The organism is Marinobacterium profundum (assembly GCF_001528745.1).
Classification (GTDB): domain Bacteria; phylum Pseudomonadota; class Gammaproteobacteria; order Pseudomonadales; family Balneatricaceae; genus Marinobacterium_A; species Marinobacterium_A profundum.
Genome location: NZ_BCNS01000129.1, coordinates 15,013 through 25,633, shown reverse-complemented (window position 1 = coordinate 25,633; position 10,621 = coordinate 15,013). Strand labels below are relative to the sequence as shown.

Genomic DNA, 10,621 nt, shown 5'->3' with positions numbered 1-10,621 from the left:
GTTAAGTCACTCATGCTATGCCTTCACCGAAACTTCGGGCAAAAACACCACGTACCTGTGTTGTTAGGTGTCAGCCTTGCAGCCAACCATTAATCAGATTCAGATCATCCTGCGTCAGCACGCCAACCAGCGCCTTGAGGCGCAGACTGTTGAGCAGGTAATCGTATTTGGCCTGTGCCAGATCGCGCTTGGCCGAATACAGATCACGCTCTGCATCCAGCACACTGATGGCCGTTTCCAGGCGCGACTGGTAGGCCGCGCGGCGCAGGTCCAGAGTGGCCTGCTGTGCGGCCACTGCCTTGTTCAGCGCTTCGGTGCGTTTTACCGCATTCATTACACCCCAGTAGGCATCACGGGACTGGCGGCGCGATTCACGCAACAACCGCGTCTTTTCCTGCTCGGAGCTGTGATAACGGGCGACGGCCTCGCGTTTCTTCGAACTGACAGAACCGCCGGCATAGATGGGTACACTCAGGCGCAGCATCAACTCCTGGGTGTCGACCTCATTGCCGCCACCAAAAAGTGAGCCCTTGGTATCGCGGTTGCTCTTGCTCAGCACTGCATCCAGGGTCGGGTAGTGCCCGGCGCTCTGACGGGAAATTTCGGTGCGGGAGACATTGACCACATGGCGTTGAACCACCAGGGCCGGATTGTTTTTCATGGCGGCATCGATCCAGTACTGATCGTCCGCCGGCTGGGGCAACTGCAGATCGATATCATCCTGCAGGGTCGCCAGCACCTCTGGATCACGGCCTGCCATTTCGTAGAGCGCCTCATAGGCATCACGCAGCGCGACTTCGGCCACCGCATAATCAGCCTCCACCAGCGCCATGCGGGCCTCAGCATCGTAGCGGTCTACCGCGCGCCCGATAGAGGCCTGCTCACGGCCCCGGGCCAGATCCAGCTGTTTGGCAACGGCGCTGCGCTCGGCATCCAGAAAACGCAGTTCGTCGGCGGCCGACAAGGCGCCCAGGTAAGCTTCACTCACGCGTAAAATAAGGTCTTGTTCAGCCTGAATCAGCTCGGCGTCGGCCTGCAGCAACTCTTCCTTGGCCTGGCCGATACGTTTGTAATTGGCCCAGCGGAAGATGGGCTGGGTCACGCTGAGGGTCCAACTGGTGGTGGGGAAGGAAGTACTACCGTCCTCGAAGGCTCCACTAGCGCCATTACTAGTGACATCCTGAGTGGTGTCGATGCTGTCGTAACCCAGCGTGATGACGGGCCTGTAACCGGCCCAGGCCTGGGTGACCACTTCGGCACCGGCGGCATGATCAAAGGTGGCGCTGCCCAGACGCGGATCTGACTGCAGCGCCGACTGATAAATATCAATCAGATTTTCTGCCTGCACCAGAGGCGCCGATGCGCTCCAGCACAAAACGCCAAAACCTGCGCACAATCGAACCAGCTTGCTAAATCGCATTCGTGTTATTCCCCTGGCGCTGTTTGCAGCCATTGGCCTGTTAAGTATCCCTGTACACCCGGGGATTGAGCCAATCCGACACATCAAACCGCAACCGCCCTGCAAGCAAAATACGCCTGCAGTATCAATCGACTACAGGCGTTCGTATTATTATTCGCCAAGCAACAAAATTTGTACAAATTCCCTATAACAGGCAAACCCAAAGGGGGTCTGAGCACTCACATAAGGTAACAACTCGTACAAAACCTGTTCTGACATCCCCGTGGATACTGAACAATATCGCCACGCAGACAATGTTTCAGCATTATCAGCCGCACCGAATCGGTGAAATGGACCAATAGCTCAATACAACCATTCGACGCTCCCGCCACATGAGCCTAATATCTTAGCCCAATTATCAACGCTGTCTTTACGCTTGCGTTAACAGTCGCTGAACCGTTTGTTAGCCAGTACTCAACCTTATAGCCATGACACCCCTGACGCAACGATTTTGGCCACTAAAACAGCAATAGACAACCCTGATTACTTATTGAAATTTGTCAATAAAATTGCATTTATTCGACGTAATTGCCGTCATACAAGCGTATTAAATGCTCGCGATCAGCGGCGATTCCGCGACCCGATAGAATATGGGAGCGCAGCAAATAAAACAGGTATCTAAAACCTATGTTATTTTCAGCCTTCGAGAGTCCCGGGGACATTGCCGCCCGCCCGGCGTACCCTCGCAGCCTTACCGACTGAAAGCGCAGGATAATTGCATCTGCAATATCTAAGGGAATATCTAAGGGCGTACAGAAAACGATCAGCAATAATCATCCGACCACGACAGCAGCGGCCTGACTATTAGGTGTTGAGGCAGGTGTTGGGGGATTTAATATGACAGAACGCCTCAGCTAGCTACGAACATTGCCCTGCCTGCAACAAACGCTCGCACTCCAGCCGATTGGAAATCGGTATTGGGATTTATTTACCTGGCAGACAAACTGGTTCCCACATATCTGCCCTGCCGCATACAGCAAGTGCGCTCGTTGTTTACTCTTCGCAACGCAAGGGGGAAGCCCATCCCTGACGCCCCCCTTCCCAAGGCTCCGCTAGATCGGTGAAATTCGACCCATTGTTTTTAAAACGGTGGGTACTGGTGCCTGTGACCTTGCCGCCGGGCGTGTCGCCATCTAGTCCATTAAATAACGGTTCTTCCAAAACAGTCACTGTTACCTCTAAAAACGTCTCTACTCAATAAGACTGGCAACAATGCCACAATTGAATAACCTCCGGGGACAGGGTGATTGCAGGGACTCATAAAAGCGGCAGAGGAATATCCTAGCGCAGATCCGCCGGCAGTATATCGGACGGGATATTCTGGTAGCACACCGGGCGCAGAAAACGGCGGATCGACAGAGTACCCACCGAGGTCGCACCAAAGTTGGTGGACGCCGGATAAGGGCCGCCGTGCACCATGCTGTCGCATACCTCCACCCCGGTAGGAAAGCCATTGGCGAGTACGCGGCCGGCCTTGCGTTCAAGGATCGGCAACAGTGCCCTACCCTGTTCGCTGTCGCTGCTATCGAGCTGCAAAGTGCAGGTCAGTTGCCCTTGTAGAGATCGCGCGAGGGTCAGCATTTCATCAAAGTCCGCCACCCGTACCACCAGCCCCAGGGGGCCAAACACCTCTTCGGCCAGGTTTGGGTTTGCCAGCCATGTCTGCCCCCTGGTCTCGAACAGCCAGGGCTCTGCGTCACGCTGGCCACTGTCGCTGGCCAGCAGCGTTTGTACACCGTTACTGGTCTGCAGCCGGTGGGCACCACTGCGATACGCCTGGGCAATACCGTCGGTCAGCATCGTCTGGGGCGCCACAGCGCTGAGAGCCTCCCGGGCCGCAGTGACAAAGGCATCGGCATCGGCCCCGTCAATCACAATCGCCAGACCAGGATTAGTGCAGAACTGGCCGGCACCCATCGTCAGGGCGCCGGCCCAACTGGTCGCAAGGGTGGCGGCACGGACCGACACCGCGCCCGGCAGCAGAAACATCGGATTCACCGACCCCAGCTCGCCAAAGAACGGAATGGGCTCGGGGCGCTGCGCACAGAGATCAAACAGCGCCCGTCCTCCAGCCAGACTGCCGGTAAAACCCACCGCCCGAATCAGCGGATGCTGCACCAGAGCCTGGCCCAGCTCGCGGCCGCCATCCTGAATCAGCGAGAACACGCCGGGATCCAGTTCACAGGCCTCGATCGCCGCCGCAATGGCCTGGGCGACGATTTCGCCGGTACCGGGATGACCCCCATGCCCCTTCACCACCACCGGACAACCCGCCGCCAATGCTGCTGCCGTATCGCCGCCAGCCACCGAAAAGGCCAGCGGGAAGTTGGAGGCACCAAACACCGCAACAGGGCCGATGGGGCGCTGCATCAGGCGCAGATCAGGCCGCGACAGTGCACGCCCGGGCAAGGCGCCATCCTGCCTGCGCTCCAGATAGTCGCCGGACTCGATATGCTGTGCGAACAGACGCAGCTGGCCCACAGTACGGCCACGCTCGCCGATCAGGCGGGCTTTGGGCAGGCCGGTTTCCTGGCAGCCTATTTCGGTAATGGCATCGCCACGGGCATCGATCTCATCGGCGATGCGGTTCAAAAAGGCCGCCCTCAGGCTGCGACTGGAATAGCCGTAACTCTCAAATGCCACTTCTGCAGCTCGGGCCGCGGTATCTGCCATGGCGGGCGTGCCGACGGCAAACTGATGGGCCGAGCCAAAGGCCGGAGTGGACATGAAGTGACTGTCGCCGGACACCCAGTTTCCTGCCAGATAGTGCTTGCCAGTTAACGTCATTAAATACTTAACTCCTTTACTGCTGGAAATAGAAAGCCCGCTGTTGCAGCTTCAGTGGCTGTCCTTGGGTACGGCAGACCCTCGGCACCCACGCAGAAAATCAAAATCCGCACCGGTATCGGCGCCCTGCACATGGTCGTGGAACAGCTTGATATAACCACTGACAGGCGACTCCTGGGGAACCGACCAGTCCGCCAGCCGGCCGGCCAGTTCGTCATCGGAAATATCCAGGTGCAAACGGCGGTTTTCGACATCCAGCTCTATCATGTCGCCATCCCGTACCACAGCCAGAGGCCCGCCCATGGCGGCTTCCGGCGAGGTATGCAGCACCACGGTGCCGTAGGCCGTACCGGACATGCGGGCATCGGAAATACGCACCATGTCCTTGATGCCCTTGCGCAGTACCTTGGGCGGCAGACCCATGTTGCCGACCTCCGCCATACCCGGATAGCCCCTGGGGCCGCAGTACTTGAGCACCATGACGCAGTGTTCGTCGATATCGAGATTCTCGTCGTTGATACGCGCCTTGTAGTCATCAATGCCTTCGAACACCACGGCCCGGCCACGGTGCTGCAACAGATGCGGCGAGGCGGCTGAGGGTTTCAGCACCGCGCCCCTGGGGGCCAGATTGCCGCGCAGCACAGCAATGCCGCCCTTGGCGGTCAGCGCCTTGTCGACCGGACGAATAACGTCGTCGTTCCAGTTGCGTACATCCTTGACGTCGTTCCAGATCGGCTCGCCCGAGACGCTGATGGCATCGCGGTGCAGTTTGCCCCCTTCCCCCAGCATGCGCATGACCACCGGCAGACCGCCGGCATAGAAGAACTCTTCCATCAGGTACTTGCCCGACGGCATGAGATTAACGATGGTCGAGATGTCCTGCCCAAGCTTGTCCCAGTCGTCCAGTGTCAGATCGACACCGACGCGCCCGGCAATGGCCAGCAGGTGAATCACGGCATTGGTGGAACCGCCGATGGCACCGTTCACGCGAATGGCATTCTCGAACGCCTGGCGGGTAAGAATATCCGATGGCTTGAGGTCGTCCTTGACCATCTGTACGATGCGCCGCCCGGTCAGATGCGCCATCACCCTGCGTCGGCTGTCCACCGCGGGAATGGCTGCATTGCCAGACAGCGCCATGCCGAGCGCTTCGGCCATGCTCGCCATGGTGCTGGCCGTGCCCATGGTATTGCAGGAACCCGACGAGCGGGACATGGCCTGCTCGGCTTCCAGAAAGTCCTCCTGGGACATGGTGCCGGCCTTGATCTCTTCCGACATCTGCCACAGGGCCGTACCTGAGCCGACCCGCTCACCGCGGAACCAGCCATTGAGCATGGGCCCCCCGGAGACCATAATGGCCGGAATATCCACGCTGCTCGCACCCATCAGCAGGGCCGGTGTGGTTTTGTCGCAGCCTGCCAGCAACACCACGCCATCCAGCGGATTGGCCCGCAGGGCTTCCTCCACATCCATGGCCGCCAGATTGCGGTACATCATGGCGGTGGGACGCAGCGAGCTCTCACCGGCCGAGAACACCGGAAACTCCAGCGGCAGGCCGCCGGCTTCATAGATGCCGTGGGCCACCCGTTCCGCCAGATCGCGCAGATGGGCATTGCAGGGCGTCAACTGGGACCAGGTATTGCAGATGCCGATCACCGGGCGACCGTCGAACAAATCCGCCGGCAGACCCTGATTCTTCATCCAGCTGCGATGATAGATATGATCCCGCGAGGTACCGCCGAACCATTCGGTGGAGCGCAATTTGCGTGGCCATGCTGCAGGTTTGAATTCGCTCATACCCAGCCTCCGTCAACTATGAAATTCTGTGCCGAGCACATGGACGCCGCATCGGACGCCAGAAACAGCGCCATGTCGGCAATATCTTCAGACATCACTGAACCTGCCAGACACTGGCTGCGCTTGATCAGCTCCCTGGCGCTCTCATCGACCCACAGCTGCAGCTGTTTCTCGGTCATGACCCAGCCGGGTACCAGGGTATTGACCCGTATATGGTCCGCCCCCAGTTCCCGTGCCAGAGCGCGCGTCATGCCGTGCACCGCCGCCTTGCTGGCGGCATAGACCGGGTAACCTGCGGTGGCCATCATCCAGCCCACCGAGCCGAAATTAATAATCGAGCCGCCGCCTGCCTTGCGCATCATGGGCGCCACGGCCTGGGCAGCGAACATCGCGTGCTTTAGATTCACCGCCACCAGCGCATCGAACTGATCCAGACCCAGGGAGTCCAGCGAATGACGCACATCGTTGGCGGCATTGTTGGCCAGCACGGTAATGGGACCGTACTCTTCTGCTACCTGCTGGATCAGCTGCTGATAGGCCACCGTATCGGTGATATCGCAGCACCAGAACTGCGCCTCGCAGCCCTCGGCTCGCAGCTGTTGCTCCAGCGCCTGGCCCGCAGCTTCGGCCAGATCAACAAAAGCAGTGCGCGCACCCTGGCGGGCGAACCCCTCAACCACGGCTTTACCTATACCGGTAGCACCGCCTGACACCAACACAGTGCGCCCTTCCAGATCCGGGTAGATAGCGCGAGGCCGGCTCACGTCAGAGGCCTGATCAGCGCTCTGCGGCGACGTCATAAGGGCTGAACCTCGGGGGTCTGCTCGGCAGCGCGCTTAAGCAGGTTGCGCAGCGTCAAGCCAAAGTCCGGCGCCTCGATCTCGAACCTGTCCCCCTCCTGGACCACTATACCGTCGGCCACCGACAGCGTGGCGGTGCCGAACATGTGCAGGTGCAGATCCCCTGGTGCACGAAAAAGTCCGTACTTGAAGTGGTGGTACTCCAGGTTGGCGATGCTGTGGGACATATTGTCCTCCCCCGACAGAAACGGTTTTTCCCACAGCACTGCACCGTCGCGCACAATGCGTGAGGTACCGCGAATATCCCGCGGCAGCTCTCCCACCCAGAGCTCGGGGCCAAAGGAGGCCGGGCGCAACTTGGAATGGGCCAGAAACAGATAATTAAGCCGCTCGGTCAAATGATCGGAAAACTCGTTAGCCAGGGTAAAGCCGATGCGATGGGGTGTACCATCGGGCCCGATCACATAGGCACCGGCGATCTCCGGCTCTTCGCCACCATCCAGTGCAAAGGACGGCGATATCAGCGCCTCCCCAGGAGCCACGGCCACAGCGCCGGTGCCCTTGTAGAACCATTCCGGCTGCACGCCGGTTTCGCCCGGGGCGGGCTTGCCACCCTCAACCCCTGCACGGAACATCTTCATCGAATCACTCATGCCCTCGCCGCTGGCGTGCATGGCATCACGGGTAGAGGCCGAACCCAGATGGGTCAGGCCGGTGCCGGTCAGAAACATGTGCGCGCTGTCGGGATGACGCACCGGGCAGTCAAGCAGGCCCTGCTCGGCCAGGGCCAGCAACTCAACCGACTCACCCAGGCCATGACGCTCAATAATATCGGCCAGGCTGCAAGTCGCCGCTATGGCTTCCATGGCCAGCCCGTAGGTGCTGTTCGCATCCTTTACCAAGCGTGCACTTTCACCCTGGCGGCAGATCACGCCGCCGCCCTTTAACTGAGACAAATGCATCTGTGATCCCCTTACCTGGACTTGTTCTTGTTGTAGACATCGAAAATAACGGCGGCCAGCAGCACCAGGCCCTTAATGACCTGCTGCCAGTCGATGCCAATTCCCAGAATCGACATGCCGTTATTCATGACACCCATAATGAAAGCACCGACCACGGCGCCAATAATCTTGCCAACACCGCCGGACATGGAGGCGCCACCGATAAAGACCGCCGCGATCACATCAAGCTCGAACGCCACCCCGCCCTTGGGCGTTGCGGTATTCAGCCGTGCGGCAAAGATCAGCCCGGCCAGGGCCGCGAGCATGCCCATGTTGGCAAAGGTCAGGAAGGTCAGGCGCTCGGTATTGATACCCGACAGCCGGGCGGCTTTTTCGTTGCCACCCAGGGCATAGATACGTCGCCCCAGGGTGGTGCTGTTGGTGAGGAAGGTGTAGGCCGAAATCAGCACCGCCATGGTGATCAATACGTTCGGCAGGCCGCGGTAAGTGGCGAGCAGGTAGGCCACAAAGATGATGGCCCCGGCCAGCAGCGCATTCTTGGCGACAAAGAAGCTGAAGGGCTCATCTTCAATGCCGAACTTCAGCGCCCGGGAGCGGGCCCGCGCCGCCAGCAACACTATGGCCGAGGCCGCGATCACGCCGAGCAGAATGGCGGTGACATTGGGTTTGTCGGCGCCAAACAGATCGGGTACAAAACCGGTGCTCAGCAGCTGAAAGTTTTTTGGGAAAGGCCCCACCGACTGCCCTTCCAGCAGCGCCAGGGTCAGACCGCGGAACACCAGCATGCCGGCCAGGGTGACGATGAAGGAGGGTATTTTCCAGTAGGCGATCCAGTAACCCTGGGCCGCCCCGATCATAAAGCCCACCAGCAGGCAGACCGGCACCACCACCAGTGGTGGCAGCTCCCACTCCACCATCATCACCGCCGCCAGGGCGCCGATAAAACCCACCACCGAGCCCACGGACAGATCGATATGCCCGGCGACGATGACCAGCAACATGCCGATGGCCATGATAATGATGTAGCTGTTCTGCAGGAACAGATTGGTCAGGTTGACCGGGCGCATCAGGGTGCCGTCGGTCAGATACTCGAACAGCGCCATGATAACCACCAGCGCCAGCAACATGCCGTAGTCGCGCAGATGACTCGCCAGATAGACACCAACCGTCGGCCGGGCCTGTGGCTCCGGGCGCGTCTCGTTCAGGGGTTTAGCTTGTTCCATCTTGTTTACTCCGCTTACGCCGTCACGATCATGGACATGATTTTTTCCTGGCTCGCCTCAGCGGCTGCCAGTTCACCCAGGAAAGCGCCTTCGTTCATGACATAGATGCGATCACATATACCCAGCAGTTCGGGCATCTCGGACGAGATCACGATCACGCCTTTGCCCTCGTCGGCCAGCTGGTTGATGATGCTGTATATTTCAAATTTCGCGCCGACATCAATGCCCCGGGTCGGTTCGTCCAGAATCAGCACATCGGGTTCGGTGAACAGCCACTTGCTTAGCACCACCTTCTGCTGGTTGCCGCCGGAGAGGTTCATGACCTTCTGAAACACACTGGGCGTACGGATGTTAAGCGCCTTGCGGTAGTCCTCGGCCACACGACGCTCCTGCGTATCGTCGATCACACCGCGCGTCGATACGCTGCCAAGGTTCGCCAGAGTGGTGTTGCGCAATATGCTTTCATCCAGCACCAGCCCCAGTTCCTTGCGATCCTCGGTGACATAGGCAAGGCCATTGGCCACCGCCTTGCGCACCGTGGAGACATCCACCGGCTGGCCCCGCAGCTTCACAGCGCCGCTGATGTTCTGGCCGTAACTTTTGCCGAACAGGCTCATGGCGAACTCGGTGCGCCCTGATCCCATCAGGCCCGCAATGCCGACCACTTCCCCGGCCGCTACCTTGAGATTGATATCGCGGATCATTTGGCGCTCGGCGGATTCGGGATGCCAGACATTCCAGTCCGTCACTTCCAGCAGGGTGGCGCCTATCTTGGGTGTGCGCTGCGGATAGCGGTGCTCCATGTCCCGCCCCACCATGCCGCGAATAATGCGGTCTTCACTGATTTCCTCGGCGTGGCAATCCAGCGTGGCCACCGCCATGCCGTCCCGGATCACAGTGATGGTGTCGGCAACACGGCTGATCTCGTTGAGCTTGTGGGAAATCAGAATCGACGCTATGCCCTGCGCCTTGAACTCCAGCAGCAGATCCAGCAGCTTTTGACTGTCGTTTTCCTGCAGTGCCGCCGTGGGCTCGTCCAGAATCAGCAGTTTGACCTTCTTGGACAGCGCCTTGGCGATCTCCACCAGCTGCTGCTTGCCCACCCCCAGCTTGCCTATCTGGGTGGAAGAGGATTCGCTCAACCCGACCTTGAGCAGCAGCTCTGCGGTGGTGGCATACACCTGGGGCCAGTCGATAACGCCCTTGTGGGCGATCTCGTTGCCCAGGAAAATGTTTTCCGCAATCGAGAGCTGCGGCACCAGCGCCAGCTCCTGGTGAATAATGATGATGCCCTGGTCTTCACTATCGGAAATACCGCCGAAGGCCACCGTCTTGCCTTCATAGACGATATCGCCGTCATAACTTCCGTGGGGATAGACACCGCTAAGCACCTTCATCAGGGTGGACTTGCCGGCGCCGTTTTCGCCACACAGTGCATGGATTTCACCGCGTCTAACCTTGAGGCTGACGTCGCTCAGAGCCTTGACGCCCGGAAAGCTCTTGGTGATGCCGCGCATCTCCAGAATGATATCTTGCATAGAAATAACCCGATCATGCTGGCCCGCCGGAGTAGCCGACGGGCCAAGTTACGTG

At 59.3% G+C, this 10,621-nt stretch carries 7 protein-coding genes; all 7 read right to left on the bottom strand.

Annotation, left to right across the window (positions count from 1 at the left end):
- Nucleotides 1-70: 70 nt before the first annotated feature.
- The 7 genes from MPRO_RS14765 to mmsA all read right to left on the bottom strand — a co-directional run bounded on the left by MPRO_RS14765 (nucleotide 71) and on the right by mmsA (nucleotide 10,566).
- Nucleotides 71-1,420, bottom strand: a complete 1,350-nt coding sequence (locus tag MPRO_RS14765) for a TolC family outer membrane protein (protein WP_082708814.1) — start codon at nucleotides 1,418-1,420, stop codon at nucleotides 71-73.
- A gap of 1,320 nt (nucleotides 1,421-2,740) precedes the next feature.
- Complete coding sequence (locus MPRO_RS14760; protein WP_067294168.1) at nucleotides 2,741-4,246, bottom strand: aldehyde dehydrogenase (NADP(+)); 1,506 nt, start codon at nucleotides 4,244-4,246, stop codon at nucleotides 2,741-2,743.
- Nucleotides 4,247-4,297: 51 nt separating this feature from the next.
- Entirely contained in the window at nucleotides 4,298-6,043 is a 1,746-nt protein-coding gene (araD, locus tag MPRO_RS14755; protein WP_067294165.1) for an L-arabinonate dehydratase, read from the bottom strand.
- Nucleotides 6,040-6,843 (bottom strand): SDR family NAD(P)-dependent oxidoreductase, encoded by an 804-nt coding sequence (locus MPRO_RS14750; protein WP_067294162.1) that lies wholly within the window; start codon nucleotides 6,841-6,843, stop codon nucleotides 6,040-6,042. Before MPRO_RS14750 ends, araD begins: the two co-directional genes overlap by 4 nt.
- Nucleotides 6,840-7,805 (bottom strand): AraD1 family protein, encoded by a 966-nt coding sequence (gene araD1 / locus MPRO_RS14745; RefSeq protein WP_067294159.1) that lies wholly within the window; start codon nucleotides 7,803-7,805, stop codon nucleotides 6,840-6,842. Before araD1 ends, MPRO_RS14750 begins: the two co-directional genes overlap by 4 nt.
- Before the next feature lie 11 nt (nucleotides 7,806-7,816).
- Nucleotides 7,817-9,028, bottom strand: a complete 1,212-nt coding sequence (mmsB, locus tag MPRO_RS14740) for a multiple monosaccharide ABC transporter permease (RefSeq protein WP_067294156.1) — start codon at nucleotides 9,026-9,028, stop codon at nucleotides 7,817-7,819.
- A 14-nt stretch (nucleotides 9,029-9,042) separates the two neighbouring features.
- The gene (mmsA, locus tag MPRO_RS14735) at nucleotides 9,043-10,566 is read right to left on the bottom strand and encodes a multiple monosaccharide ABC transporter ATP-binding protein (RefSeq protein WP_067294154.1); all 1,524 of its coding nucleotides are present in this window, start codon (nucleotides 10,564-10,566) and stop codon (nucleotides 9,043-9,045) included.
- Between the last annotated feature and the right edge of the window lie 55 nt (nucleotides 10,567-10,621).

Coding starts and splice junctions, on each gene's coding strand:
- MPRO_RS14765 (WP_082708814.1), bottom strand. CDS start 1,420: ATGCGATTTAGCAAGCTGGTTCGATTGTGCGCAGGTTTTGGCGTTTTG.
- MPRO_RS14760 (WP_067294168.1), bottom strand. CDS start 4,246: ATGACGTTAACTGGCAAGCACTATCTGGCAGGAAACTGGGTGTCCGGC.
- araD (WP_067294165.1), bottom strand. CDS start 6,043: ATGAGCGAATTCAAACCTGCAGCATGGCCACGCAAATTGCGCTCCACC.
- MPRO_RS14750 (WP_067294162.1), bottom strand. CDS start 6,843: ATGACGTCGCCGCAGAGCGCTGATCAGGCCTCTGACGTGAGCCGGCCT.
- araD1 (WP_067294159.1), bottom strand. CDS start 7,805: ATGCATTTGTCTCAGTTAAAGGGCGGCGGCGTGATCTGCCGCCAGGGT.
- mmsB (WP_067294156.1), bottom strand. CDS start 9,028: ATGGAACAAGCTAAACCCCTGAACGAGACGCGCCCGGAGCCACAGGCC.
- mmsA (WP_067294154.1), bottom strand. CDS start 10,566: ATGCAAGATATCATTCTGGAGATGCGCGGCATCACCAAGAGCTTTCCG.